The 24074-nt window shown below is 66.6% G+C and carries 33 protein-coding genes; 16 read left to right on the top strand and 17 right to left on the bottom strand.

Going from position 1 to position 24074, the window contains the following annotated elements; translation table 11 throughout:
• Positions 1–39 precede the first annotated feature (39 nt).
• Positions 40–744: an RNase P subunit p30 family protein gene (locus AVZ66_RS07760; protein ID WP_058983405.1), complete on the top strand. Its 705-nt coding sequence runs from the start codon at positions 40–42 to the stop codon at positions 742–744.
• Positions 728–1390 (top strand): class I SAM-dependent methyltransferase, encoded by a 663-nt coding sequence (locus AVZ66_RS07755; RefSeq protein ID WP_058983403.1) that lies wholly within the window; start codon positions 728–730, stop codon positions 1388–1390. The genes AVZ66_RS07760 and AVZ66_RS07755 overlap by 17 nt, the downstream gene beginning before the upstream one ends.
• Positions 1391–1675: 285 nt before the next feature.
• Here the strand turns inward: AVZ66_RS07755 and AVZ66_RS16210 are convergent, their stop codons facing one another.
• Entirely contained in the window at positions 1676–1867 is a 192-nt protein-coding gene (locus tag AVZ66_RS16210; protein ID WP_157575632.1) for a hypothetical protein, read from the bottom strand.
• A gap of 201 nt (positions 1868–2068) precedes the next feature.
• Between AVZ66_RS16210 and AVZ66_RS07750 the strand changes: the two genes are divergently transcribed.
• From AVZ66_RS07750 to AVZ66_RS07740, 3 genes are read left to right on the top strand one after another with little or no spacing between them, the layout of a single operon-like run.
• Complete coding sequence (locus AVZ66_RS07750) at positions 2069–2545, top strand: Rpp14/Pop5 family protein (protein ID WP_058983401.1); 477 nt, start codon at positions 2069–2071, stop codon at positions 2543–2545.
• Positions 2546–2547: 2 nt separating this feature from the next.
• On the top strand, positions 2548–3363 hold the full coding sequence (gene psmA, locus AVZ66_RS07745) for an archaeal proteasome endopeptidase complex subunit alpha (RefSeq protein ID WP_058983400.1): 816 nt from the start codon (positions 2548–2550) through the stop codon (positions 3361–3363).
• A gap of 60 nt (positions 3364–3423) precedes the next feature.
• Positions 3424–4149 (top strand): ribosome assembly factor SBDS, encoded by a 726-nt coding sequence (locus AVZ66_RS07740; protein WP_058983398.1) that lies wholly within the window; start codon positions 3424–3426, stop codon positions 4147–4149.
• 24 nt (positions 4150–4173) lie between these two features.
• On the opposite strand, the gene AVZ66_RS07735 is transcribed toward AVZ66_RS07740, so the two are convergent.
• Positions 4174–4491, bottom strand: a complete 318-nt coding sequence (locus tag AVZ66_RS07735) for an FUN14 domain-containing protein (RefSeq protein WP_058983396.1) — start codon at positions 4489–4491, stop codon at positions 4174–4176.
• A 103-nt stretch (positions 4492–4594) separates the two neighbouring features.
• On the opposite strand from AVZ66_RS07735, the gene hflX reads away from it, so the two are divergent.
• Positions 4595–5902, top strand: a complete 1308-nt coding sequence (gene hflX / locus AVZ66_RS07730) for a GTPase HflX (protein ID WP_058983394.1) — start codon at positions 4595–4597, stop codon at positions 5900–5902.
• On the opposite strand, the gene moaC is transcribed toward hflX, so the two are convergent.
• The 3 genes from moaC to AVZ66_RS07715 are packed head-to-tail and all read right to left on the bottom strand — an operon-like array spanning position 5899 to position 8227.
• A complete protein-coding gene (moaC, locus tag AVZ66_RS07725; protein WP_058983392.1) occupies positions 5899–6480 on the bottom strand; it encodes a cyclic pyranopterin monophosphate synthase MoaC in 582 nt (193 codons plus the stop codon). The two genes, hflX and moaC, sit on opposite strands and share 4 nt — an antisense overlap.
• A complete protein-coding gene (locus AVZ66_RS07720; RefSeq protein ID WP_058983390.1) occupies positions 6473–7909 on the bottom strand; it encodes a bifunctional ADP-dependent NAD(P)H-hydrate dehydratase/NAD(P)H-hydrate epimerase in 1437 nt (478 codons plus the stop codon). Before AVZ66_RS07720 ends, moaC begins: the two co-directional genes overlap by 8 nt.
• A gap of 39 nt (positions 7910–7948) precedes the next feature.
• The gene (locus tag AVZ66_RS07715; RefSeq protein WP_058983388.1) at positions 7949–8227 is read right to left on the bottom strand and encodes an acylphosphatase; all 279 of its coding nucleotides are present in this window, start codon (positions 8225–8227) and stop codon (positions 7949–7951) included.
• 557 nt (positions 8228–8784) lie between these two features.
• On the opposite strand from AVZ66_RS07715, the gene AVZ66_RS07710 reads away from it, so the two are divergent.
• Positions 8785–9447, top strand: coding sequence for a hypothetical protein (locus AVZ66_RS07710; protein ID WP_058983386.1), 663 nt, complete (start codon positions 8785–8787; stop codon positions 9445–9447).
• 282 nt (positions 9448–9729) lie between these two features.
• Here AVZ66_RS07710 and AVZ66_RS07705 read toward each other — a convergent pair whose 3' ends face one another.
• Positions 9730–10635, bottom strand: a complete 906-nt coding sequence (locus AVZ66_RS07705) for a DNA-3-methyladenine glycosylase (protein WP_058983384.1) — start codon at positions 10633–10635, stop codon at positions 9730–9732.
• 88 nt (positions 10636–10723) lie between these two features.
• Here AVZ66_RS07705 and AVZ66_RS07700 point away from each other — a divergent pair, with 88 nt between their 5' ends.
• Entirely contained in the window at positions 10724–11125 is a 402-nt protein-coding gene (locus AVZ66_RS07700; RefSeq protein WP_058983381.1) for a DUF555 domain-containing protein, read from the top strand.
• A 45-nt stretch (positions 11126–11170) separates the two neighbouring features.
• On the opposite strand, the gene AVZ66_RS07695 is transcribed toward AVZ66_RS07700, so the two are convergent.
• Positions 11171–11410, bottom strand: coding sequence for a UPF0058 family protein (locus AVZ66_RS07695; RefSeq protein WP_058983379.1), 240 nt, complete (start codon positions 11408–11410; stop codon positions 11171–11173).
• Positions 11411–11545: 135 nt separating this feature from the next.
• On the opposite strand from AVZ66_RS07695, the gene AVZ66_RS07690 reads away from it, so the two are divergent.
• Positions 11546–11944: a translation initiation factor IF-2 subunit beta gene (locus tag AVZ66_RS07690; RefSeq protein ID WP_058983376.1), complete on the top strand. Its 399-nt coding sequence runs from the start codon at positions 11546–11548 to the stop codon at positions 11942–11944.
• 1 nt (position 11945) lies between these two features.
• Here the strand turns inward: AVZ66_RS07690 and AVZ66_RS07685 are convergent, their stop codons facing one another.
• The 8 genes from AVZ66_RS07685 to AVZ66_RS07650 all read right to left on the bottom strand — a co-directional run bounded on the left by AVZ66_RS07685 (position 11946) and on the right by AVZ66_RS07650 (position 16462).
• Complete coding sequence (locus AVZ66_RS07685) at positions 11946–12128, bottom strand: hypothetical protein (RefSeq protein ID WP_058983374.1); 183 nt, start codon at positions 12126–12128, stop codon at positions 11946–11948.
• A gap of 49 nt (positions 12129–12177) precedes the next feature.
• Positions 12178–12570: a DUF2267 domain-containing protein gene (locus tag AVZ66_RS07680; protein WP_058984680.1), complete on the bottom strand. Its 393-nt coding sequence runs from the start codon at positions 12568–12570 to the stop codon at positions 12178–12180.
• An 85-nt stretch (positions 12571–12655) separates the two neighbouring features.
• Positions 12656–14668, bottom strand: coding sequence for a PGF-CTERM sorting domain-containing protein (locus tag AVZ66_RS07675; RefSeq protein WP_058983372.1), 2013 nt, complete (start codon positions 14666–14668; stop codon positions 12656–12658).
• 243 nt (positions 14669–14911) lie between these two features.
• Positions 14912–15214, bottom strand: a complete 303-nt coding sequence (locus AVZ66_RS07670) for a hypothetical protein (RefSeq protein WP_058983370.1) — start codon at positions 15212–15214, stop codon at positions 14912–14914.
• A 73-nt stretch (positions 15215–15287) separates the two neighbouring features.
• Positions 15288–15563: a winged helix-turn-helix domain-containing protein gene (locus AVZ66_RS07665; protein WP_058983368.1), complete on the bottom strand. Its 276-nt coding sequence runs from the start codon at positions 15561–15563 to the stop codon at positions 15288–15290.
• Between the two features lie 76 nt (positions 15564–15639).
• On the bottom strand, positions 15640–15924 hold the full coding sequence (locus AVZ66_RS07660) for a DUF357 domain-containing protein (protein ID WP_058983366.1): 285 nt from the start codon (positions 15922–15924) through the stop codon (positions 15640–15642).
• 66 nt (positions 15925–15990) lie between these two features.
• Positions 15991–16197, bottom strand: coding sequence for a type II toxin-antitoxin system RelE/ParE family toxin (locus AVZ66_RS07655; protein WP_082678809.1), 207 nt, complete (start codon positions 16195–16197; stop codon positions 15991–15993).
• Positions 16187–16462 carry a ribbon-helix-helix domain-containing protein gene (locus AVZ66_RS07650; protein ID WP_058983363.1) on the bottom strand — a complete coding sequence of 92 codons (276 nt, stop codon included), beginning with the start codon at positions 16460–16462 and terminating at the stop codon, positions 16187–16189. Before AVZ66_RS07650 ends, AVZ66_RS07655 begins: the two co-directional genes overlap by 11 nt.
• Before the next feature lie 121 nt (positions 16463–16583).
• Here AVZ66_RS07650 and AVZ66_RS07645 point away from each other — a divergent pair, with 121 nt between their 5' ends.
• From AVZ66_RS07645 to AVZ66_RS07630, 4 genes are all read left to right on the top strand, one after another.
• Entirely contained in the window at positions 16584–17906 is a 1323-nt protein-coding gene (locus AVZ66_RS07645) for an FAD-dependent oxidoreductase (RefSeq protein WP_058983362.1), read from the top strand.
• Between the two features lie 42 nt (positions 17907–17948).
• On the top strand, positions 17949–18710 hold the full coding sequence (locus AVZ66_RS07640) for a hypothetical protein (RefSeq protein WP_058983360.1): 762 nt from the start codon (positions 17949–17951) through the stop codon (positions 18708–18710).
• Positions 18711–18755: 45 nt separating this feature from the next.
• On the top strand, positions 18756–19040 hold the full coding sequence (locus AVZ66_RS07635; protein WP_058983358.1) for a hypothetical protein: 285 nt from the start codon (positions 18756–18758) through the stop codon (positions 19038–19040).
• Positions 19041–19162: 122 nt separating this feature from the next.
• Positions 19163–19351 carry a DUF2188 domain-containing protein gene (locus AVZ66_RS07630; protein WP_058983357.1) on the top strand — a complete coding sequence of 63 codons (189 nt, stop codon included), beginning with the start codon at positions 19163–19165 and terminating at the stop codon, positions 19349–19351.
• Positions 19352–19371: 20 nt separating this feature from the next.
• Here AVZ66_RS07630 and AVZ66_RS07625 read toward each other — a convergent pair whose 3' ends face one another.
• Positions 19372–19572, bottom strand: coding sequence for a hypothetical protein (locus AVZ66_RS07625; RefSeq protein ID WP_058983355.1), 201 nt, complete (start codon positions 19570–19572; stop codon positions 19372–19374).
• A gap of 65 nt (positions 19573–19637) precedes the next feature.
• Complete coding sequence (locus AVZ66_RS07620; RefSeq protein ID WP_058983352.1) at positions 19638–20297, bottom strand: 2,5-diamino-6-(ribosylamino)-4(3H)-pyrimidinone 5'-phosphate reductase; 660 nt, start codon at positions 20295–20297, stop codon at positions 19638–19640.
• A 104-nt stretch (positions 20298–20401) separates the two neighbouring features.
• Here AVZ66_RS07620 and AVZ66_RS07615 point away from each other — a divergent pair, with 104 nt between their 5' ends.
• The 3 genes from AVZ66_RS07615 to AVZ66_RS07605 all read left to right on the top strand — a co-directional run bounded on the left by AVZ66_RS07615 (position 20402) and on the right by AVZ66_RS07605 (position 24044).
• Positions 20402–21670: a Single-stranded DNA binding protein gene (locus AVZ66_RS07615; protein ID WP_058983350.1), complete on the top strand. Its 1269-nt coding sequence runs from the start codon at positions 20402–20404 to the stop codon at positions 21668–21670.
• Between the two features lie 76 nt (positions 21671–21746).
• Complete coding sequence (locus AVZ66_RS07610) at positions 21747–23294, top strand: hypothetical protein (protein ID WP_157575631.1); 1548 nt, start codon at positions 21747–21749, stop codon at positions 23292–23294.
• Positions 23295–24044 carry a metallophosphoesterase gene (locus tag AVZ66_RS07605; protein ID WP_058983345.1) on the top strand — a complete coding sequence of 250 codons (750 nt, stop codon included), beginning with the start codon at positions 23295–23297 and terminating at the stop codon, positions 24042–24044. It begins immediately after the preceding gene.
• Positions 24045–24074: the final 30 nt, after the last annotated feature.

The raw sequence follows: 24074 nt of genomic DNA, 5'->3' as shown, positions 1-24074 counted from the left end.
ACGCACGCGTTTTTACGCGCCGACCGAGAACGAACGGTCGTGTACGAGGCCGTTCACGCGCACCCGGACGGCGACAGCACCGTCGCGCGGTTCGCCGCGACAGCCGCGAGCGTCGGCTACGACGGCGTGGTGGTGCGGAGCCGTTCGGACGCCCGCCCGGACGTCGATTACGAGGGCGTCGCCGAGGAGTACGGCATCGACGTGGTGTCGGGCGTCGAACTCGACGCCGAGGACACGTCGCAGGCGAGCGGCGCCATCGGCAGTCTGCGCGACCAAGCGACGGTGCTGTCGGTGCGCGGCGGCACGCCCGAATTGAACCGATTCGTCGCGGAGTCACCGCGAGCGGACGTGCTGGCGGGGCCGATGCGCGGGAGCGGCGACGTGAATCACGTCGTCGTGAAGGCTGCCAAGCGCAACGCCGTCCACGTGGAGTTCGACTTCTCAGCGGTGTTGCGCGCCAGCGGCGGAGAGCGCGTGCAGGCGCTGCGCGGCCTGCGGAAACTCCGCGAACTCGTCGACCACTACGACGCGCCGTACGTCGTGAGCGCCGACCCCGAGTCGCACCTCCACTTACGCGGGCCCCGCGAACTGCTCGCCGTCGGCGAGGAAGTCGGGTTCGAGCGCGACCAGATTCGGCAGGGGCTGGCGGCGTGGGGCGAACTCGCCGAACGCAACCGCCACCGGACGTCCGAGGAGTTCATTGCGGAGGGCGTCGAACGTGGCAGGTATGAAGAAGACGGTTGACGAGCACGCCGCGCGCTTCGACGAACTCGCGGCCAGCTACGACGACGAGAAGTCCGCGGAGTACAACGAGTGCGTCGCGCTCGTCCTCGAACACGCTGCGCCCGACAGCGACGACACCGTCCTCGACTTGGGGTGTGGGACGGGTGCCATCGCGCTCGGCCTCGCCGAGGACGCGGGTCGAGTCGTGGGTCGCGACATCAGCGAGGGGATGATGGACGAGGCGCGGCGCAAAGCCGACGAGCGAGGCTTCGAGAACGTCGAATTCGGCGAGGGCCAGTTCCGCGAGCCGAACTTCGACGGGGATGTGGACGCCGGGTCGGCGGAGCCGCCCCGTGCAGACGCTCGCGATGCGAGCGTCGACATCGTGACCTCGAACTTCGCGATGCACCACCTCAGCGACGCGGAGAAGCGCGAGGCCATCTCCGTCATCGCGGGCCTCGGGCCGCGGCGAATCGTGCTCGGGGACGTGATGTTCTTTGGCGAGCCGGACCCTGAGGAGCCGTTCTACAGTCCCGAGGTGGACGACCCCGCGACGGTAGGCGTGCTCGCGGACGCGTTCACGGACGAGGGGTACGCGCTCACCGCCGTCGAGATGGTCCACGAGCAGGTCGGCGTGCTCGTCGCGGAGCGACAACAACCACAGTAGGAACTACGGAATCTAAAATACGGCGGGATCAACGCTGGGGCCCGCCTGCAACCCTTGACCAGTGACTACTCTGTTCGTCTCCGAAATAAAAGTGTCGGCGTCGCGACTGCAGTAGCTGATTAGCCATCTAAAATACGGCGGGATCAACGCTGGGGCCCGCCTGCAACCCTTGACCAGTTAATAGTACACCGTCGCGTCTTAAAATTCTATTGGACGTAATTCGCAGCGCTCGAAAGGGGCAAAGCCCCGTTCGGTTTCGCGCCGATACTCCAGATGGACAGTCGCTCAGAGGTACGCACCGAATGCGTACAGGACGAGGACAACTCTCAACAGCCAGTACGCTGCCTTGAGTGTCCGCGTCGCCGTCTCCAGTACGTCCCACGGTGAGGGACACCGGAGCGTGATGTCGACTGCCCACCGCCGTCGGGAACGTTCGTCCCCGTGCTTTGCAGTAGGCATCTTCGAATTGATGCCCACCACTCAGCGTCCACCGGGAGGACGCTGCACCTGGTCAAGGGTTGCAGGCGAGCCCCCCAACTTCGACTGGCGGTGGGTCTTTTCGCCGCGACCTCTCGGCCACGGCTTAGCCTGCCATTCATGCTGGAAGCATATAAACGGTCAAACAGCCCGACGCCGTTGTACGAAACGACCAAATGCCCGCCGTATGAATCTAATACAGTGAAACACCTCCCGAAGCACCTCCGGCCGCGGTGGCGCTACCTCGCCGTCGACCTGGAGGCGTGGCCCGACGCCGACGTCTCACAGGGCGACTTCCAGCGCAGCGTCTGGTTCGCCGCGCAGAACCTCTACGGGGACACCGGCAGCGCGGACGCCGACCTGCGCGTGCTGCAGTTCTCGTTCGCGGACGGCAGCGGCGACGCGCTCGTCCGCGTCCGCCACGGCGAAGTCGAGCGCGGGCGGGCGGCGCTGGCGTGCGTCGACGACGTGCGCGGTGACGCTGTCAGGGTGGCGGTATGCGGCGTCTCCGGCACGATACGCGCCGCTGAGGAAAAGTATTTAGGACGGCCGGGTGAATCCGCAGCCGAAGCCAGCGTCGCGTTCGCGGGCGACACCCGCCCGGCAGTCAGCCGAGGTGACCTCGTCGACATCGAGTCCGAGGACGGGTTCGTGGGCGCGACGGACCTCGACTGCTAACCATGCAAGGACAGAACCAACAGCAGGCCTACGACCGCGGTATCACGATTTTCTCGCCGGACGGCCGCCTCTACCAGGTGGAGTACGCCCGGGAGGCCGTCAAGCGAGGGACGCCCAGCATCGGCGTGCGCACGGACGGCGGCGTCGTCCTCCTCGTCGACAAGCGCATCAGTTCGCCGCTGATGGAGGAGGCGTCCGTCGAGAAGATTCACAAGGCGGACAACCACGTCGGCATCGCGAGCGCTGGCCACGTCGCCGACGCCCGCCAGCTCATCGACTTCGCGCGTCGCGACGCCCAGGTCGAGCGCGTGCGCTACGACCAGCCCATCGGCGTGGAGACGCTGACGAAGGACATCACCGACCACATCCAGCAGTACACGCAGGTCGGCGGCGCGCGCCCGTTCGGCGTCGCGCTGCTCATCGGCGGCGTCACGGACGGCGAACCCCGCCTCTTCGAGACGGACCCCTCCGGGACGCCGTACGAGTGGAAGGCCATCGCCATCGGCGAGGACCGCTCGACCGTGCAGGGCTTCCTCGAAGACCACTACGACGAGTCGCTCCCCCTCGACGAGGGCGTCGAACTCGCGCTCCGCGCGCTCGGCGAGATTCGGGAGTCCCTCCAGCCGGAGGGCGTCGGCGTCGCCACCATCGACGCCGAGACGGGCGCGTTCATCGAGCTGACCGACGACGAAATCGGCGAGTACCTCGACGAACACGACTTACTCGGCGGAGAAGACGAGGACGGCGACGCGGGCGAACCGGGCGACGGTGCCGAGGACGCAGGCGACGACGCGGGCGACGACACCGGCGAGGAGTAGTCGCGACCACCCGGTTCGGCGGGAAAAGCTCTTTTAAGTACACCCGTCGAAGTCACACGCATGATATCACTCGACGAGGCGGTGACCGCGCGCCTCGAAACGCACGGCGAGCGCTTCGAAGTGCTTGTCGACCCGGACGCCGCGCTCGCGATGAAACGCGGCGAGTTCGAGGGCGACCTCGAAGACGTCATCGCGGCCCGCGACGTCTTCGAGAACGCCTCCCGCGGCGACCGACCCGCCGAAGAGGACTTAGAGGAAGTGTTCGGGACGACCGAACCCATGGACATCATCCCCGAGGTCATCGAGCGCGGGGAGATTCAGATTACCGCCGAGCAGCGCGCGGAGATGCAGGAGCAGAAGCGCCGGAAACTCATCAACACCATCACGCGAAACGCGGTGAACCCGCAGATGGACAACGCCCCGCACCCCCCAGAGCGCATCGAGAGCGCGCTCGAAGAAGCCGGGTTCACGGTCGACCCGATGGAGACCGCCGAGAGCCAAGTCGACGACGCGCTGGACGCGCTCCGGCCCGTGATTCCGATTCGCTTCGAGGAAGTGACCGTCGCGGTGAACCTGCCGCCGGACTACGCCGGCAGCGGGCAGGCCAAGATTCGAGAGTTCGGGCAACTCGACCGCGAGGAGTGGCAGGCCGACGGCTCGTGGGTGGGCGTGCTGACGTTCCCCGCGGGGATGCAAAACGACTTCTTCGACCTCGTCAACGAGGTCTCGGAGGGCGAGGGTGAGACGACGATAATCAAGGAGAAAGGCGAACTCGACACGCGCTGAGCGGTCGACGCGGCGGTTTCGGCGTTACCCTTTCTTGAAGCCGACGAGGAAGCCGCCGGTGAAGCCGGCGCTGACCGACAGCGTCGAGAGGATGGTGTTCACCCACGACGGCGGGGCGGCGCCGTTGGCGGCCTGCGTGAGGTCGAGCATCCCGCCGGTGAGGCGGTCCCAGTCGACGGTGAGGATGCCCCGGGATTCGAGGAACTTGAACAGCGCGAGCTCGAGGCCGACGATGACCGCGATGAGCTTCGCGACCTTCTTCGCCGCGAACCCGATGACGGCGCCGATGCCAGCGCCACCCCCGAACTCCAGGCCGAGGGTCGTGAAATTGATGTCCGGCATGGTCGCTCATCGGCGAGCGACCGGTAAGTCTCTTTTGTCAGACGCGGTGACGACACCGGCCGCGCCCGGGGCTTAAGTACCAGCGGCGCCTACCACGTGACAAGTGACCGGAACAACGACGAAGACGGCGGTCGTCGCCAAGCGCGTCGACGAAGGGGGCGCCGACACCGCCGAAATTAGGGAACTCGTCCGCGCGGCGGGCTACGAGGTCGGCGGCGAAGTGACGCAGACGCGCACGGCCGACCCCGCGCTCCAACTCGGCGAGGGGAAAGTCGAGGAGCTCGCGGCCGTCGTCGCGGAGACGGGCGCCGAGCGCGTGGTCTTCGACAACCGACTCGGCCCCTACCAGACGTACAACCTCGGCAAGCGCCTCCCCGAGAACACGGAGGTCGTCGACCGCTTCCGCCTCATCCTCGACATCTTCGGGCAGCGCGCCCAGACGCGGAAGGCCCAACTGCAGGTCGAGCTCGCGGAGCTCCGCTACGAGCTGCCGCGCGCGGAGGCGAAGACCAGCCTCGCGAAGCGCGACGAGCGCCCCGGATTCATGGGGCTGGGCGAGTACGACGAGAGCCGCGAGCAGGACATCAAAGCCCAGATCAGCCGCATCCGGGACGAACTGGAGAGCATCGAGAAGACCGAACAACAGCGCCGCGAGACGAGACGCGAGTCCGGGTTCGAGTTGGTGGCGCTTGCGGGCTACACGAACGCCGGGAAGTCGACGCTGCTGCGCCGCCTCGCCGACGACCTGGACGTCGACGAGAACGAGGACCTCCACCCCGATCTCGACACCACCGCGGAGTCCCAGAACAAACTGTTCACGACGCTCGGAACGACGACGCGCCGACTGGAGATGGACCGCCGGGACGTCCTGCTGACGGACACGGTCGGGTTCATCAGCGACCTCCCGCACTGGCTCGTGGAGTCGTTCAAGTCCACGCTCGAGTCCGTCTATCAAGCGGACCTCGTCCTGTTGGTGGTGGACGCCAGCGAGTCCATCGACGAGATTCGCGAGAAACTCGTGACGAGCCACGACACGCTCTACGAGCGCAACGAGGCGCCCATCGTCACCGTGTTCAACAAGGTGGACAAGGTCGGCGACGACGAGCTCGCCGAGAAACAGGAGGCGCTGTCGGCGCTCGCGCCGAACCCCATCGCGGTCAGCGGCAAGGACGGCATCAACCTCGACGCGCTCCGCGACCGCATCGACGCGGAACTCCCGCCGAGAGAGCGCGAGACGCTCGTCCTCCCGATGACCGACGAGACGATGAGCGTGGTGTCGTGGGTCCACGACCACGCGTACGTCCGCGACGTCGACTACGACGACGAACAGGTCGTCGTGGACTTCGAGGCGCTGCCGACTGTCGTCGAGAAGTCGCGCGCGAAGGCAAGCGACCTCGTCGTGGAAGCCTAGAGTTCTCGTTTCTCCTTTCGGACCACTTCCACGCCCTCGATAGCGGTGCCCGGGTACTGGCCCTCGTCGTCCTTCTCGGCGGCCTTCACCATGTCCCAGACGACGTTCAAGCCAGTCGTCACGCCCTCTAGCGCCTCCATCTCGCAGCCCGTCTTCCCGGTGGTCTCGACGGCGACTTCGAGGACGACGCGGTCGTCGCGCACGTCGAAGTCCGTCTCGACGTTCGTAATCGGAATCTGGTGGCACATCGGAATCGTCTCCCACGTGTGCTTGACCGCCTGCACCGCGCCGACGCGCGCCGTGGCGAGTACGTCGCCCTTCCCGATTTGGTCGCCGCGAATCGCGTCGACGGTCGACGCCGAGAGGTGAATCTCGCCGCGCGCGACCGCACGCCGCGCCGTGTCGGGCTTGTCGCCGACGTCCACCATCTGCACGTCGCCGTCTTCGGTCGTGTGCGTCAACTCGTCTGCGCTCTCCGCTCCTCGTTCCGAGGTCTCCGTCTCGTCGGCCTCGCGGGTCGCGGCTTCGCCGCTCCCTCGTTCCGAGGTCTCCGTTCCGTCGACCTCGCGGTCACTCATCGTCGTCACCCCACAGCGCCGCCGGGAGCGCATCCAGCAGGTCGGTGGCGAGCAGGCCGTAGCCGTGGTCGTCGACGACGTGGTCGCCGGCGGCCCCGTTCGCGTACGCGCCGACGCTCGCCGCGGGGACGCCGTCCAGGGTCGAGAACATCGCGGCCGTCGCGCCCGCGAGCACGTCGCCGGTGCCGCCGACGGTCATCCCGGGGTTCCCAGTGCGGTTGACTCGAGTCGTCTCGCCGTCCGAGACCACGTCGTAGGCGCCCTTCACGAGCACCGTCTGCCCGAGGTCGGCGGCGAACGATTCGAGGGCGTTCGCGCGCTCGCGCCAGCCCTCGGCACTTGCTCCCCCCATCTTCTTCAGTTCCCCTTGGTGGGGCGTACAGACGAGGTCCGCGTCCGTCTCCACGTCCGGAACCACCTGCAGCGCGTCGGCGTCGACGACCGCCTTCCCGTCGTAGGCCGCGAGGAAACGCCGGACTGCAGCGAGGGTGTCGTCGGCGTCGCCGAGACCCGGCCCGAGAAGGACCACGTCGACGTCGGCGGCGCGGTCGAGAATCTCGTCGACGTGCTCGGGGAGCAGGCGCGTCCCGACGTACGCGTCGACGATGAGGTTCTCGCTGTACCCCTGCACGGTGTCGGCGATGCTGTCGGGGACCGCGAGGTACGCGAGGTCCGCGCCCGCTCGCAGCGCAGCCTGCGCGCTCAACGCGGGCGCGCCCGTGTACGGGCCGCCACCGACGACGAGCACGCGCCCGAACTCGCCCTTGTGGGCGTGCGGGTCGCGTTCGAGTTGCTGGAGGTCGCCCGGGCCGACGAACAGTTCCGCCGCTTCTGGAATACCGATGTCTGCAACCGTAACGTCCTCCCGGTCCACGAGTGCGGGCTTCACGTCGTGGAACGTCACCACGCGGTCGGCGTCGACGGCGACGCCTGGGGTCTCGCCGGTGTCCGCGTCCATCCCGGAGGGCACGTCCACGGCGACGGCGGGCGCGTCCGCGTCGTTGATGGCTTCGATAGCCGACGCCTCCGGTTCGCGTGGCGCGCCCGAGACGCCCGTTCCGAGCACCGCGTCGACCACGACATCCGGGTCGCCGATGTCGAGGGCGCTGGCGTCTTTCACGACTTCCGTGGGAATTTCGGCCTGCTGGAGCGCGCCCCAGTTCGCTCGGCTGATGTCCGTCGTGATGGTCTCGGGGCGCCCGAGCAGGTGGACCGTGACGTCGTACTCGCCGAGGAAGCGCGCCGCGACGAAGGCGTCCCCGCCGTTGTTCCCGCGGCCCGCGACGACGGCGATGCTCGCGCCCGCGTCGGCCGTCTCGCGGACGGCGCGCGCGACGGCGTTCCCGCTGGACTCCATCAGTTGCTCGCGCGGCACGCCGACCGCCGCCGCGTTCCGGTCGACGGCGGCCATCCGCTCGCTGGTAATCATGTCCGGACGTTCAGTGGGGAGCGCCGTAAAAACTCCGCGTCAGCGCCGAATCTCGAAGCTGTCGTGGCCCTCGGGGTCGTCGTACTCAACCTCGACATCGTCGACGCGCGCCGCGGGACTGCCCTCGTGGCACCACTCCACTATCGCCTCGACGTCGTCCTCGGGTCCTTCGAAGACGGCTTCGACGCGGCCATCTTGGAGGTTCCGCACCCAACCATCGACGCCGCGCTCGGTGGCTTGCTCTCGGGTGGTCGCGCGGTAGTAGACGCCCTGTACCTTCCCGGAGACCAGCACGTGTGCGCGAGTGCGCTCGCTCATGCGATGGCGTGCGGCGGCGACGGTCAAAAAGCCACGCGCCGATTCGTCACCGCCCGAGCGGAGGTGGTAGAACAGCACTCAACCGAGGGTGGTGTTCAAATAAGGATTAGACTGAACTCGGCTTTAGCCGGTGACTCAGCCGATCTCCTGGTGGATCGAAAGGGCGAGGCGGTCTCGGCGAACCCCGACGAAGCAAGCACGTCAGCGACCAACGGGAGCGAACGCGCGCAGCGAGTCGCGGGAGTCTCGTGAGTGAAACGAACGAGACCTCGGGAGACGAGCATAGCGAGTCTCCCGCTGGCCGAGACCGTCGAGGGCTTTCAAAACACAACGTCGTCTCCGCTCGTCTCGTCTGCTTATCTGAACACTGCCCAACCCAGTCCGGCTGATTGCAATCAAACTAGCGGGCCTGTTCAGCGCCGCTGACCGATGCGAACGAATCGGCCGCTATCGAACGCGTGGAGTCGCTCGGCGGTGCCGTTCGAGGCACTCCTATTCACAATTTTCCGCAGCGACCAACAATAATATATAGTAATTGATATTATGGCCGTAACGCGATGTCTGGGAGTGATGATGACGACGAGGGGGATGCCGGCAGGGGACTAACCGACGCGAAGCGCCACGCTTGGTCAGAGGGTCAGAAAACCATCGAGCATCAAACCGAGAAGATACACCAAGAAGACGACAAAGCAATCGGCATCACCCGACTGAACATTCTCGTCTTAGGGATTCTCACCAGTGGAATTTCGCTGTCGATTCGCAGTGACAAAGTCTTAGCATCGAACTTTCTCAACACGCACGTCGTGTTGGGTGTCGCCTCGCTCATCGTCTCAACTATCGTTGCCTCGATGGCGTACACGTCGTCCAGTTTCGAGATGGGGCTCGGAGCGAAACCGATGCGCGACCTCGCGGAGGGAAACATCTCTGCAGAGCGGTACTTTGAGAAGTTGGGGGAGGAGTATCCGACGTGGGTGGAGAAGAACCACGATGTCCACCGGTTCAATTCCTACGCGATTACGTGGGCGCTCATCTTCTCGATTGCTGGATTCACGCTGCTTATCGGTGGACTATCCGTCGGAGCGACTGGCTACCGGGGACACGGGATGTCGTACATCCTCCTCGTCGCGGAGATTGTGGCCATCCTAGTCCTTGGTGTATTAGTGTACTCCTCGGACTTCTTCTTCAATAAAATCATGAATATTCGGGATAATGGCTTCTGAGGCCGCGATAATTCCTACTGAAAGTGAACATGACCGATTACCAAAATCTTAATGGGATGCAGCCCCGAGAATAGCGTAAGTCATGCCCCCGAGTGACCAAAAGTCGCGTGAGGGGTCTGATTGGGGCGAAACCATGTCGAACTCGCCCGAATATGGACCTGTGAAGAGCCTTCGAATCGTTTACCGCAGGCTACGCGGACACGACCGATAGCCCGCAACAGCGGCGAACCTATTTTTGCGGTGTGGTAGACGGCGGCCAGGAGTTCAATCTACAACACCTAATTACGTCTCTCTGTCCGCCGAATTTCCACCGCTTCGGAGGAAGTGGAAGAGGTACGTCTGCGTGTAGCCGGCGTAGGGGCCGAGTTGCGCGCGAATCGCGCGGGAGGTGTCGGCGTAGTTGCCGCGGTCGCAGTCCGGGTAGTGGTCCTCGATGGCCGAGCGAATCCACGTGTCCAGCGGGACCGCTTCGAGGTACCCCAGCGAGAACAACAACACGCAGTCCGCGACCTTGTCGCCGACGCCGACGAACTGCGTGAGTTCCTCGCGGGCGAGTTCGTACGCGCGACCGTCGATGTCGCGCTCTGTGAGTTCCTCGGAGGCAACCATCTCGGCCGTGCGCTGGACGTACGGCGCGCGGTAGCCGAGTTTCAGTTCGCGGAGGTCGTCCTCGGTTGCGGCCGCCAGCGCCTCGGGTTCGGGGAAGGCGTGGACGGTCTCGCCGTCGTACTCGACGGGGTCTCCGTACGTCTCGCGCAGGGATTCCTGCATCGCGAAGATGCGTTCGACGCGCATCTGCGCCGAGCAGATAAACGAGATCAGGCAGCCGAAGAAGGGGTCGCGGACGATGCGGAGGCCGTCGTAGGCGTCCCACGCGGCCTCAGTGAGGTCGTCGCCGGTGGCGGCGGCGCGAATCTCGTGGAGGTCGTCGTTCAGGCCGAGCAACTCGCGGACGATCGGGGCCGCGTCCGTCGTGGACTGCCACTCGATCGCGTCCGCAGTCTGACGGACTTCCACGACGTCGCCGTCGACGACGGTGCGGTACCACGCGTTTCCACCGGACGCGCCGTCTGTCTCGTAGGTCGCGCCGTCGGGCCGCCACCAGAGGTACGTCTGGCCGCTCTCGATGGTAGCTTGCACGTCGACCGCGCCCGCAATCTCGGTTGTCGGGATGGCGCCGCGCTCCATTTCGTGTGGCGTTGGCCGCGCTCGGGCAAGACGGGTTCGGTTCCGGGCCAAACTTCTTCTACGTTGCGTGTGAACGTCTCACGTAGTCATGGACTGTAGGGTGGTCGTCGAAGCCGCTGTCCCCGTCTACGACGTCGATACCCCCGACGAGGCGGTCCGCATCGCCATCTCGAAGACCGGCGAGCTGCTGAACCCGGACCTCAACTACGTCGAAATCAGCATGGGCGAGCGCGCGTGCCCCAGCTGCGGCGACGACCTCGAACCCGCGTTCGTCGCGGCGGACGAGGCCCTCGTCGCGCTCGAACTGGAGATGAGCGTGTTCAACGTCGAGCGCGAGGAACACGCCTCGCGTATCGCGCGCAAGGAGATCGGGCAGCGACTGGAGAACATCCCGCTGACCGTGCTGTCCATCGAGGAGGAAGTCGAAGAAAGCGGAGATGGAGACGGAGACAGCGAAGATGGAGACGGAGACAGCGAAGGGGAAGCGTAGCGCTGGAGAGCGTGAGTACGTCAGGAGACGTCTTGTGTCGCCGCGTCAGTCAGCTTGGGCGGGGACGGCTTCCTGCTCTTCGGGTTCGTCCATCGCCGAAGTGATGCCGCCCGCAAGCGCGAAAACAGCCGCTTTGTGGTCCGTCTTCGATTTGTGAATGGATGTCGGTCGTACGCCGAGATCTTCGTACTCGTCGAGAGAAATTTTGTCTGCTTCGCACTCCTCGTAGTAGTTCCCGACCTCTGCGAGGAGGCCGTGGAGGTGGATGAGCTCCTGCTTCTTCATGGCAGCCAATTCTAACGGTCACGGGGTTATAGTATTATCCTGAGAGGTGTTACCACGGCTCTCTCGAACGCGGGCGATTTCGGGGCGACCCGGGTTTTTGAAAGGCTTTTGTGCGGGCCGCTACTTCGTCCGGGTATGGACTACGAGGAGCAACTCGACCGCGCGATGCAGGAGAAGCCCGACGTCGCGGGCAGCGAGAGCCGGTTCGAGGTCCCGGAGCCGAACGTCCGCGAGGAGGGCAACGTCACGGTGTACGAGAACTTCCAGGACACGCTCGACCGCCTCGGCCGCGAGCAGAATCACGTGCTGAAGTTCATCCAGAACGAACTCGGGACGAGCGCCCAAATCGACGAGAACGGGCGCGCCCGATTCACCGGTGGGTTCCGCCAGCGCCGCGTCGAGGCCGTCCTCGACGAGTACGTCGACACGTACGTCACGTGTCCCGAGTGCGGGCTGCCGGACACGAATCTGGAAGTCGACGACGACACCGAACGCCTCCACTGCGAGGCCTGTGGCGCCCGGTCGGTCGTCTGAGTTACTGCAACCGTTTCAAGTTCTCCAGGTCGCGGTCGGTTCGCATGAACTCCGCTGTCCGCCGCGTGGCGTGACAGTTCGGACAACTGAAGTTCTTGTCGTGCGTGGGTAGGTCGCTCGGCGTACTCTCCCACTGTTTCTGACATTCAGGACAGACCAACTGCACGTACGCCTCGTGCGCCATGCTCCCCAGTCGAACGGCTGCCGGGAAAAAGGTTGAGGCCCCGCGTCGTTCAGTAGTACTCGTCGGTGCCGACGAGCTCGAAGAGGTCGTCGTAGTCCTCTGGGAGCTGGGCGGTGACGTCCTGGAGTTCGCTCTCGGGCACCGCCTCGTCGACGACGTCCATCACGACTTGGGCGTAGAAGGCGGCGTCGGCATAGTCGGCGTTCGCGCGCTCGGCGACCCGCTGGACGAAGTCGTCGTAGTCGAATATCTGGCCGGAGTCGGCGTCGTGGAGGAAGATGTCTATCTCCATCGGGAGCGGGCCTGCGAGGTCGGACGCTTCGCCGGGCTGCAGGCGCTCGCCGAGCGTGGTGAGGACGGCTCGGGTGACTCGGATTGCTTCGCCACGGGAGGCCAGTTCGGCACGGTTCTGGACCGCACCGACGAACTCGTCGTGCTTCATGAACGTGTGGACGTAGACAGGCACCTGAAAAATGGCTGGTGGCCGCTCCGGAGCGCGCTGGACCGTAGCAGCGGGGACGAGCGCGTTACTGCTGGCGGACCGCCAGCAGCGCGGCGCCGAGGACGGCGACGACCGCGATGCCGATACCGAAGCCGGGGACGCTCCCGCCGGATTCGTCGGCGGACGTGCCATCAGCCTCGGTGGGCTGCATCGTCTCAGTCGTCTCCATCGTCTCGGTGGTCGTCGTCATCGCGGGGGCGTCCACCGTCGCAGAACTCATCACGGGTGCGCCGGAGGCGACGTAGGGACCGTCGGCGCTGCCCTCGGACTCGACGAACGTGTACGTCTCGTCGCCGTCGGAGTCGACGTGCGCCATCGCGAACACGGTCGTCTCGCCGGCGAGCTCGCTGTCGAGGCTGACTTCGACGTCCTCGTGCGTGCCGGGCGAGAGATACATCGAGGTCCCGACGACGCTGTCGAAGACCGCGCCCTCGGCGAGCGTGCCGTCGTGAATCGTCACGAACCCGCCGTTCGCGAGCGTCACCGAGTCGACGACGACCGTCGACCCGTCGCTGTCTTGGTCGCTGACGACCGTGACGGCGTTCACGGACGCGTGTGCGGTGTCGACGACTGCGCCGCCGTTCGCGGTGAACGGCCCGTCGTCGCTGCCTTCGGAGGTCACGAAGTCGTAGGACTGGTCGCCGTCGGTGTCGACGTGCGGCATCGCGACGATAGTCTGGGACTCGTTGACGGGGTCGTGGAGCGTGACTTCGACATCCTCGTGGTGGCCGGCTTCGAGGTACATCGACGTGCCGACGACGCTACCGAGCGTCTCGCCGGCGAACAGGGAGGCGTCGTGAATCGTCACGAACCCGCCCTCGCTGAGGTCCACGGAGTCAACGACGACGGTGTGGCCGTCGGACTGCTGGTGGTCGACGCTGACCGAGGCGGAGACGGTCGCTGCGGCGGTGTCCACCACGGCGCTCCCGTCGGCCGTGTAGGGACCGTCTGCGCTGCCCTCGGACTGCTCGAAGGTGTACGCTTCGTCGCTGTCAGTGTCCATGTGCGCCATCGGGACGAGCGTGCCGTCCTCGGTGTAGGGGTCGTCCAGCGCGACGCGGACGTTGCGGTGGAGGCCGGGTTCGAGGTACATCGACGTGCCGCGGATACTCTCGAAGACGGCGCCCTCCGTCACGCTGCCGTCGTGCACGGTGACGAAGCCGCCCTCGGGCAGGAACACGGAGTCGACGACCGCGGAGTGGCCGCCAGTGGTCTGGTTCATCGCGCTAATCGAGGCGGTGTCGGACTGCGTGACCATCGCGGTGTCGACGACCGCTTCGCCGTTCATGTCCACGACGGGGCCGTCATCGGCCCCCTCGGAGGTCACGAAGTCGTAGGTCTGGTCGCCGTCAGAGTCGACGTGCGGCATCGGAATCACCGTCTCGTCGCCGACGGACTCGTTCAGTTCGACGCGGACGTTCTCGTGGACGCCCGCGGAGAGATACTGGGAGTGCCCGACGACGCTGCCGGTCGCGTCGCCGTCGAGGAGGCTGCTATCGTGGACGGCGACGAACCCGGCCTGCGCGAGTTCGACGCGGTCCACGACCACGGAGTCGCCGTCGGTCGGCTGGTCGGTCATCGAGACAGTCGCGGACGCGGTGACGTTCGCGGCGTCGACGACGGCGCCGCCGTCAGCGACGTAGGGGCCGTCGGCGCCCGCGTTCGCGGACACGAACTCGTAGATTCGGTCGCCGTCAGTGTCCTTGTGGGGCATCGCGACGAGCGTGTCGTCTTCACTGAGTGGCTCGTCGAGGCGAACGGTGACGTTGTCGTGGGTCCCGGGTTCGAGGTACGCGGACGACCCGACGACGCTGGCGAGCGTCTCGCCGTCCTGCACGCTGCTGTCGTGAATCGTCACGAACCCGCCGTTCGGGAGCGTGGCGCTGTCGACAGTGACCGTCTGGCCACCGGAAGTCTGTGCGTCGAACGTGACGCTCGCAGTCGCCTGCTGGTCGGCCGCCGCTGCCGCGGGTGCGACAGCGAACAGCGAGCCAACCACGACGGCTGTGAGCACGAGTGCTTTGATGCGTTCCCGCATACCCCAGTCGACACCCGGTACTTGAAAGAAGATCTCCCGAATTCGGACCCAATTTACCCCGGAAACCCGCCAAATTGCGTCCCTAGGGCGCTCTAGGAGCAATATCAATCAGCTGCTAAGTCTCGAATTTCGGTGTCGAAACGGGCCGTCGCAGGGGCGCGGTGTCGGAGGACGGAGTAGCAGCGGTGCTGGTCGGTGCCGACGAATCAGCGACGCGAGTCGGAGCAGCGAGTCAGTGCCGGGTCAGTCCCACGTCACCCACAGCAGGAACGCGATGGCGGCGGTTTCGAGGAGCCGCAGCGCCATCATCGCCGTCGCGGAAATGGACGGTAGCCCGCTGAACCACGCCGTGAGCGCGTCGTGCATCACGAAGTAGTAGAGGCCGAGCGCGTTCTCCCCGAGCAACAGCAGGCCGAACACGAGCAGGCCGAGCGTGTGTTTCGACTGAATCTGCCGGTAGTTGCGAACCCACACGCTGCAGAGCGCGAGCAGCGCGACGACGTTCACCGCCATCGCCGCTCGCGTCACGTCCGCCCAGACTGTCATCTACACCACCGTTGGCAGGAGCGGTAGTTATACGCTTTCCCAAATTCGGCCGGTATTCCCCTAGAATCGTGCATCATTCGACCTCCTCGATGATTTCCTCGATGGTGTCCCAGTTGTCGCGGGCCGCGTCCGTCGGCAGGTACACCGCGCCGTAGTCGTCGCCACTGGACTGCAGGATGTCGTTCTCGACGAGCACGTCGAGGTGGTGCCGGACCGTCTTGTAGTCGAGGTCCAAGTCCTCCGCGAGCTGGTTCGCGTTTCTCGGCCGGTCCGCGAGCGCCCGCAACAGGCGCACGCGGTTCGGGCCGCCGCGCGTCCCCGTCAACACGTACCAGAGCGCGGCTTCCATCGACTACTTCGAAACGGCGCAGTACCGTAAAACTACCCGACACAGAACGGCGTGCCGGCTCCGGTCGCGCGAGCGCCTACACGGTGAACAGGTGGCCGGTCTCGGGCACGTCGAAGAGGCCGATACGGGCGCCCGCGTCGAGCCACGCGTGCCCGTAAGAGAACGCAGCGAGCGCGTTCACGGGGTCGTCGTTCTCGCGGAAGTGGCGGCCGTCGTCGAGGTACGATTGAGCCATCTCCTCGTACTCGGCGGCGGCTTCGCCCAGCGGCGTGTCCGCGGGCGGGACGGCTTCGGCTTCCGCGAGCGCGTCCGCGAGCAAGCCCTCGTAGCGGTCCATCTTCTCGTGGAGGTCGGCGGGCATACCCGAGTGTGGGGGGACGCGGGGCGTAAGCGCTTGGGTAGTCGGACGTGAAATCAGCAGTGCGGGTCAGTCGTCACCGGGTTTGTACGCGCTACCGCGTTGCTCGATGGTGTACACGTCGAGTAGTTTCGCTTCGTGGTCACACACGGCGCCGAGGCGGAACGCACCGATTCGGAGCTTCGAGTGCGGGACGCCAGTCAGCGCGTCGAGGTCGTCGTACGTTCGTTTCGCTGGCGCGCGGAACTGCCACGTCCACTCGCCGTCACTCGTCATCGCCGAGAATGTCCTCGCGGGAGAACGTCTCGCTGTCACCGGTGCGTCGTGCGTGCTCGACGGCAGCAATCTCCTTCCAGCTCTCGCGAGTCAGGCCAGGATGCCGGACCGCGTCCCGGAGCGCCTCGCGGATGAACTCGCTCCGGCTGTTGTAGCCTTCGTCCTGCCACGTGGCGTCGACGTCCGCGAGCAGCGACTCCGTCAGCCGGACGTTGATGTTCGTCTTCTCCGGTTCGCCCGCGTCGTTCGTATCTGCACCAGACATACGTACGTGTTACACAAGCTCGGGCAAAAGCATTCTGCCGTCGTGAACGAGGGGCTCCGATGTGCCGGCACACTTCCCGGCCAACACAACGTACAAACACCGCGGCCACCGACTAGGACGTATGACCGACGAGCCCCGAGTGGAAATCTACACGAAGACAGACTGCTCGTACTGCGAGAAGGCCAAGGACCTCTTCGACGCGAAGGGCGTCGACTACGTGACGTACAACGTTACGGGCGACGAGGAGCTGTTCGCGGAGATGAAAGAGCGCGCGAACGGCCGCGAGACGGCTCCCGAGGTGTTCATCGACGACGAACTCATCGGCGGCTGGGACGACACGCACGAACTCGACCAGTCCGGCGAACTGGACGAGAAGCTCGGGATTGCGGACAATAGCGCCGACGACGTCGTCGAACACCGCAAGCTCGTCGTCACCGGGACGGGCATCGCGGCGCTGACGGCGGCCATCTACGCGGCGCGCTCGAACAACGACCCGCTGCTGTTCGAGGGCGACGAGCCCGGCGGCCAACTCACGCTCACGACCGACGTCGAGAACTACCCGGGCTTCCCGGAGGGCATCTCGGGGCCGGACCTCATCAACAACATGAAAGAGCAGGCCAAGCGCTTCGGCTCGGAGCTCGAACACGGCGTCGTCGAGAACGTCGACGACACCGTGCGGCCGTTCCGCGTGGAGCTCTCGAACGGCGATGTCTACACGGCCGACGCCGTCATCGCGGCGTCCGGCGCGAGCGCGCGCACCCTCGGCATCCCCGGCGAGGACGAACTCATGGGCTACGGCGTCTCGACGTGTGCGACCTGCGACGGCGCGTTCTTCAAGGGCGAGGACATGGTCGTCGTCGGCGGCGGCGACGCGGCCGCCGAGGAGGCGTCGTTCCTCACGAAGTTCGCGGACACCGTCTACCTCGTCCACCGCCGCGAGAAACTGCGCGCGGAGGACTACTGGGAGGAGCGCATCGAGGAGCACGTCGACAACGGCGACATGGAAGTGCTGTGGAACACGGAAGCCGTCGAGGTCAACGGCACGCCCGACTCCGGCGTCGAGGACGTGACGCTCGTCCGCCACCCCGAGGGACACCCGACCGCGAAACTCGAAGACGACGAGACCGAGCAGTTCTCGCTCGACGTCGGCGCGTTCTTCGTCGCCATCGGCCACACGCCGAACACGAGCTACCTCGAAGACACGGACGTCGAACTCGACGACGAGGGCTACATCGTCACGCACGGCGGCAAGGGCGGCGGACAGACGCTCACCGACGTCGAGGGCATCTTCGGCGCCGGCGACGTCGTCGACTACCACTACCAGCAGGCGGTCACCGCGGCCGGCATGGGCTCGAAGGCCGCGCTGGACGCCGACGACTATCTCGAGAGCGAAGCGAGTGCGAGCGCCGCCGAGGGAACCGAGGCCGCGCCCGCCGACGACTGAGCAGTCAGAACGTTTTTCCGCGGCTGGGCGAGTGCAGTTGTCATGTCGAATCGAGTAGCGGCTCTCGCTGTCGTGGTGCTCGTGTTGCTCGCTGGTTGTAGCGGCGGGCTATCCGGCGGCGACGGGTCGACTGATGGAGCGTCGTCTGACCTGCCGCCGGTCGCCGAACAGTCGTGGGCCAACGACAACGAGACGGTCGACTACGAACGACTGCAGGAACAGCACGCGAACGCGCTCTCGAACGCCACCTCTTACGAGTATACGCAGGGCAGCGCCACGGAGGACGGCGTCGAGTCTAACACCCGACTCGCCGTCGACCGCGAGGCGTCGACGGTGCTGCTGGAGACCTCGACTGCGCGGGACCAGTCCGAGCGCGTCCAGCACACGTACGTCGCCGACGGCGTCGCGTACTCGCAGTCCGGGACGGACGGCGACTACCAGTACAGCAGTCAGAACGTGACCGACGAGCAGTTCCAGCGGCTCGTCACTCAGACGTCCCAACTGCGGACGACCGGCGGCGTCTTCGACGCCCTGAACTTCGAGTACGCGGGGACCGAGGACGGCGCGTACCGCTTCGAGGCCGACGACATCGCGTCCTCCGAGGAGACGAGCTTCAACGCGTCGAACGTCGTCGAGTCGTCGGCGACGCTCGTCGTCGACGAGGACGGCTACGTCCGCACGCTGTCGCTGACGCTGACTGTCGACCAAGGCGACGGCGAGCGGACGGCGTCGCTGGAGTTCTCGACGAGCGGCGTCAACGAGACGAGCGTCGAGGAGCCGTCGTGGACGGACGAAGCGGCCTGAGCCCGTATCCACACCCATTTTAGGCGCGGTCCCGTCTGTGCGGGCATGGACGAAGCCACGTTCACCATCGAGGACCCGGACGGCGACACGAACGAAGTGACGATGCCCGCGCGCCTCGTGGAAATCTTCAGCGAGGAGGACGACGAGAGCGAAGCGCAGGTCGTCGGCGACATCGCGCTGATGGCGTTCGCGCAGCGCGCCCACGCTCTCGTCCACCACGGAGAGGGCGAACCGACCGAGGAGCTACAGAACGTCGAGGAGGCCGTTCTCGACCAGTTCGAGGAGCGCTTCGGGCAGACGTACGCGGAAGCGACCGGCCACCAGCACTAACTCGTTTTCGTCGGGCTGGCGGGTTCGCTCGGCGTCGAAGCGCCGGGCGAGCGAACTCCTGTTTCGGTTCCGAACCGCATTAGTGACGTAATTTTAAGGTATCGGGCGTCAGTGTTCGTAGCATGACAGAGTATCACGTGTCCCCCGCCGCGAACCAGTGGCAAGTCAAGAAGAAGGGCGGGTCAGTCGTCTCGAACCACAGGAAGAAGCGGCCCGCGCGGGAGCGAGCACAGGACGAAGCGAAATCGGGCGACCGCATCGTCGTCCACCGCCAGGACGGCACTATTCAGGAGAGCATCGAGAAGTCGTAGACGCGCACGTCTCGCGGGGGTTATCCGGCGACGAGCAGACCGAGGAAACCGAGCACCACGCCGGCGTACGCGAGCGGCTCCAGTCCGTCGAGGAGGCCGCCGACGAGCGTGACCTGAATGGCGAACAGCAGTAGCTTCGTTCCGGTTATCGACGGCTCCCCGCCGTTTTGCTTCGCCCGCCGCACGCGTGCGAGTACTCCGGCCGCGTCGGAATCTGGCATACCGGGTAGTTCGAGCGACGGAAGAAAAGTGCGTTCGTCGAGTGGACTGATTGCGCCGGCCAGACCTAGCAGTCGTATTCGAGGAGGACGCCGTCGTCGATGCGTTCGACGCCCGCCAGTTCGAGTTCCGGGAAGTCGTCGACGAAGCCGTCGCCGTCCGCCAGCGTGGGGGCGTCGCGGCCGCCGATAATCTTGGGTGCGACGAACACCGAGAGTTCGTCCACGAGACCTTCCGCGAACAGCGAGAAGATGAGTTCGCCGCCGCCCTCGACCATCAGGTCCTCGACGCCGTGCGCCGCCAGTTCGTCCAGCGCCGCGGGGAGCGCGACGCGGTTCTCGCCCGCGACGACGACGGTGGCGCCGGCGTCTTCGAGCGTCTTGCGGTGTTCGAGCGGTTCCTCCTCGGCGACGAGGACGAACGTCTCCGCGGCGCCGTCGAGCACGCGAGCGTCCGGCGGCGTGCGGGCGTGCGAATCGGCGACGACGCGGGCCGGCTGGGGGGTGTCGCCGCGGGCGTCGCGCTCCGCGACGAGGTCCGAGTCGTCGACGGTCAGCGAGGGGTTGTCCGCGAGCACGGTGCCGACGCCGACCATCACGGCGTCGACGCTCGCGCGCAGTTCGTCCACGCGCCGGAAGTCCCGTTCGCCGCTGATGGCGACCTGCTCGCGGCGGCGCGTCGAGAGCTTGCCGTCCGCGCTCATCGCGGCGTTGACGACGACGTGCATACCCGGGGTAGGCGGCGGCCGCGGGAAAGCGGTTTCGTGTCTCCGCTTCACGCGCGCCCGCTCGCGGGAACGCTTTTACGACAGGCTGCCCGAACTGTACACGCATGAACATCGACGACCACGCCGAGGAGCTCGCCTCCGACCTCGGTGTAGACAAAGCGGAGGTCAAAGAGAACCTGCAGAACCTCGTGGAGTACAGCGTTCCCGTCGAGGAGGCCAAGCGCAGCCTCCGTCGGAAGTTCGGCGACGACTCGGGCGGCGGCTCCAGCGGCCCAACCGCGGAGGACATCGTGGATGTCGGTCCCGACTCGGGCAGCGTCACCGTCACCGCGAAAGTCCTGACGGCCGGCAAGCGCTCGATTCGCTACCAGGGCGACGACCACGTCATCGGGGAGGGTGAACTCGCCGACGAGACCGGGAAAATCTCGTACACTGCGTGGGAGGACTTCGGTCTCGAACCCGGCGACACTGTCACCATCGGGAACGCCAGCGTCCGCGAGTACGAGGGTGAACCCGAGCTCAACTTCGGGGAGTCTTCGACCGTGAGCAAGGCCGAGGACATCGACGTGCCCTACGACGTGGGCGGCGACCGCGACCTCGCCGACCTCGCGCCGGGCGACCGCGGCCGGAACGTCGAAGTCCGCGTGACCGAAGTCGAGACCCGAACCATCGACGGCCGGGACGGCGAAACGGAGATTCTGAGCGGCGTGCTCGGCGACGAGAGCGCGCGCCTCCCGTTCACCGACTGGAACCCCCACGACGAAATCGAGGAGGGTGCGTCCGTCCGCCTCGAGGACGTCTACGTCCGCGAGTTCCGCGGCGTCCCGTCCGTGAACGTCTCGGAGTTCTCGACGGTCACGGCGCTCGACGAACCCGTCGAAGTCGGCGGCCCGACCCGGATGGCGATTCGGGAGGCCGTCGACCGCGGCGGCGCGTACGACGTCGAACTCGTCGGGAACGTCATCGAAGTCCGGGACGGCTCCGGACTCATCCAGCGCTGTCCCGACTGCGGGCGCGTGGTCCAGAAGGGCCAGTGCCGCCAGCACGGTGACGTGGAGGGCGAGGACGACCTGCGCGTGAAGGCGATTCTCGACGACGGCACGGACACCGTGACGGTGATTCTCGACCGCGAACTCACCGAGGAGGTGTACGACGGCGACATCGAGGACGCACGCCAGCAGGCCCGCGACGCGATGGACCAAACCGTCGTCGCGGACACCATCGCCGAGAAGCTCGTCGGCTCCGAGTACACGGTCCGCGGCCACCTCTCCGTGGACGACTACGGCGCGAACCTCGAAACCATCGAGTTCCGCGAGTCCGCCGACGACCCCGCGGAGCGTGCGCAGGCCTTCCTCGCGGAGGTGGACGCATGAGTTCCGTCTCACGCTTCCTCACCACGGGTGAGACTGCGCGCGACGACCTCACACTCACCACCACGGGGTGGTTCGCGTGAGTTCCTCCGAGGACGAGGAGGTCAACCGCCGCGAGGTCGCCTACCGGCTGTTCGCCGCGGAGTTCGAGGACGCCGACTACAGCTACGCCGAGAGCGACGAGGAGCGCGCGCCGAATTACGTGGTGACGCCGACCGGCGCGCGCGTCAACCGCGTGTTCGTCGTGGGCGTACTCACCGAAGTCGAGCAGGTCAGCGACGACGTGGTGCGCGCGCGGGTCGTCGACCCGACGGGCGCGTTCGTCGTCTACGCCGGCCAGTACCAACCCGAGGCGCTGGCCGCCCTCGAATCCGCGGACACGCCGTCGTTCGTCGCGGTGACGGGGAAAGCCCGTACGTTCCAGCCCGACGACGCGGACGTCATTTACACCTCGATTCGCCCCGAGGAGGTCAGCGAAGTCGACGCCGAGACCCGCGACCGTTGGGTGGTGTCGACGGCCGAGCAGACCGTTGATCGCGTGGCGACGATGGCGGCCGCCCACGAGGGCGTCGAGCGCGGCGACAACCTCCGCGAACTGCTGGAGGGCGCGGGCGTCCAGCCCGGGCTCGCGGCCGGCATCCCGCTGGCGCTGGACCACTACGGCACGACGCCGGCGTACCTCGACGCGGTCCGCACGCTCGCGCTCGACGCGGCGCGTGTCGTCGCCGGCGAGCGCGACGAAGTCGGTGAACTCTCCGTCTCCCCGAGCGACGAGGGCGACGCTGACCTCGGGTTCGCCGCAGACCTCGACGTGGACAGCGAACCCAGCGAGGACGAGGAAACCGAGCCGAGCGGTGAAGCCGAGTCGGAGACCGAGGCCGAGCCGGTCACGGAGCCGGAAGCCGAAGGGTTCGGCGCCGAGCAGCCCGACGGCACCGCGGCCGACGACGAGGCGCTGGACGAGCCCGAGGCCGAGGGCTTCGACGGCGACGAAACCGGCGAGTCGGCCGCCGAACCGGACGAGGAAGAACCCAAACCCGAGAGCGAACCCGGCCCGGCCGCGGAGACGCCCGAACCCGACGACGTGGCCGCGGAGGCCGCGCCCGAGGACGGCGAGGCGGCCGGGGACGGCGAGATGTACGAGCTCTCCGAGGAGGAGCGCGAGGAAGTCAAGGAGAACTACGACGTCGGCTTCTCCACCGGGTCGGAAGTCCCGGACGCCGGCGAGTCCGACATCGACGTTCCCGACCCCGACGAGGAACCGGCCGAGGGCGAGGCGTCGACTGACGACGACCTCGGTGACTTCGACGCCGACGACGAGGCGTTCGACGAGAGTCAAGTCGAGGACAGCGACGACCTCGACGACTTCACCGAGGACGAGTACGACGAATCTGACTCGGACAGCGAGGACTCCGAGGCCGCGGAGATGGACCTCGACCTCGAAGACTACGTCGTGGAGCTGATGGACGAACTCGACGACGGCGACGGCGCGGTCCGCGAGAACGTCGTCGCGACGGCGGCCGACGAGCGGGACGCCGACAAGGGCGAAATCGAGGACGCCATCCAGGAGGCGCTGATGAGCGGGCGCTGCTACGAGTCCGGCGACGACCACCTGAAAGCCATCTAGATGCCGCTGGTCGAGCCGGTTCTCGGTGAGCCTGCCGCCGTCGCAGACGTTAGCGGTGGCGGCGCCGCCGAGCGCGCGCTCGTCGTAGCGGACTACCACGCGGGCATCGAGGTGTCGCTGCGGCGGGAGGGGCTGGAAGTCCAGAGCCGCGCCGAGGCGCGCCGCGAACGCGTCCTCGACCTGCTGGAGCGGACGCGAGCGGACCGCGTGGTCTTCCTCGGTGACCTCGGGCACGCAATCGGGACGCCGGAGGGCGCCGAGCGCGAGGAACTCGCGGCGCTGTTCGACGCGCTCGACGTGCCCGTGACGCTCGTTGTCGGGAACCACGACGGCGGCCTCGCCGACGAATTCGACGTGGACGCGACGCCCCCGGAGGGCGCGCGCTTCGGCGACGTGGGGCTCGCACACGGCCACACGTGGCCCGCGCCCGACGTGCTGGAAGCCCAGACGGTCTGCGTCGGCCACGAACATCCCACTGTTCGGCTCGAAGACGAGGTCGGAGGAACGCGCGTCGAGCGCGCGTGGCTTCGCGGCCCGCTGGACGCCGCGCCGTTCGAGGAGTACCACGGCGAGGAACTGGACGTACAGGGCGACCTCGCGGTGTTCCCGGCGTCCAACGACCTCTCCGGCGGGACGTGGGTGAACGTCGAGGGACAGGGATTCCTCGCGCCGTTCCTCCCCGCGGCATCCCCGGACGCGGAAGCCTACCTGTTGGACGGTACGCGGCTCGGGCGGTACAGCGACGTCTGAGCGGCGGCAGCGCCTTCGCCCGGCAACGTG

It is taken from the genome of Halobacterium sp. CBA1132, from assembly GCF_001485535.1.
In the GTDB taxonomy this organism is placed as follows: domain Archaea; phylum Halobacteriota; class Halobacteria; order Halobacteriales; family Halobacteriaceae; genus Halobacterium.
The sequence above is the reverse complement of the archived record's forward strand: the minus strand, read 5'-3'. Positions and strand labels throughout refer to the sequence as shown.